Annotated in this window: 1 protein-coding gene; it reads left to right on the top strand. The window is 74.1% G+C overall.

Annotated features, from left to right (window positions below; translation table 11 throughout):
• Nucleotides 1–239 precede the first annotated feature (239 nt).
• A partial coding sequence (locus FNQ90_RS23775; RefSeq protein ID WP_182608227.1) for a homocysteine S-methyltransferase family protein occupies nt 240–1,229 on the top strand: 990 nt, incomplete at its 3' end.

The raw sequence follows: 1,229 nt of genomic DNA, 5'->3' as shown, positions 1-1,229 counted from the left end.
CCCCGGCCCCTCGGACCGGAACACCCCCCATGCTATTCCGCATTGTCGAACGGGGGCGGCGCATGCCGACGTCGCACCCTCCCCGGGCCCCCGCGAGCCCCGCCACGGGTGGGCGCAGGCGGCCCGACACGTCCGGCGGGCGGACGCCCCCGACCCTTCCCGGCGGACGCGGATACCCTGTGCGGGTGCGTCCCGACGGGACGCAAAGCCGACAGCCGTCGCATCCCGGGAGACCATTCATGGCTTCGTCCGTACCCTCCGTCGTCCCCCCCGCTCCCGCCGGCCGCGCCGCGGCCCTGCGGGCCGCGCTCGCCGAGCGCGTCGTCGTCGCCGACGGCGGCATGGGAACCATGCTCCAGGCCGCCGAACCCTCGATGGAGGACTTCCAGCACCTGGAGGGCTGCAACGAGGTCCTCAACGTCACCCGGCCCGACATCGTCCGCTCCGTGCACGAGGCGTACTTCGACGCCGGGGTCGACTGTGTGGAGACCAACACCTTCGGCGCCAACCACAGCGCGCTGGCGGAGTACGACATCCCCCACCGCATCATCGAGCTGTCCGCCGCCGGCGCCCGGGCGGCCCGGGACGTCGCGGACGGGTTCACCGCGCGCGACGGACGGCCCCGCTGGGTCCTGGGCTCCATCGGGCCCGGCACCAAGCTGCCCACCCTGGGCCACACCACCTATCCGGTCCTGCGCGACGCCTACCGCGACAACGCCGCCGGGCTGATCGAGGGCGGTGCCGACGCCCTGCTGGTGGAGACCAGTCAGGACCTGCTGCAGACCAAGGCGGCCGTGGTCGGCTCCCGCCGCGCCCTCACCGAGTCCGGCCTGGACCTGCCGCTGATCGTGCAGGTCACCGTCGAGACGACCGGCACCATGCTGTTGGGCTCGGAGATCGGTGCCGCGCTCACCGCCCTGGAACCCCTGGGCATCGACATGATCGGCCTGAACTGCGCCACCGGCCCGGCCGAGATGAGCGAGCACCTGCGCCACCTGGCCCGGCACGCCCGGGTTCCGCTGTCCTGCATGCCCAACGCGGGCCTGCCCGTGCTGGGCGCGAACGGCAGCCACTACCCGCTGACCCCGGGCGAGCTGGCCGACGCCCACGAGGCGTTCGTCCGCGAGTTCGGCCTCTCCCTGATCGGCGGTTGCTGCGGCACCACGCCCGAGCACCTGCGGCGGGTCGTCGAGCGGGTGCGCGACCTGACCCCGGCCCCCCGCGAACCC

The sequence above is a fragment of the Streptomyces alkaliphilus genome (assembly GCF_014141535.1).
In the GTDB taxonomy this organism is placed as follows: domain Bacteria; phylum Actinomycetota; class Actinomycetes; order Streptomycetales; family Streptomycetaceae; genus Streptomyces; species Streptomyces alkaliphilus.
The sequence above is the reverse complement of the archived record's forward strand: the minus strand, read 5'-3'. Positions and strand labels throughout refer to the sequence as shown.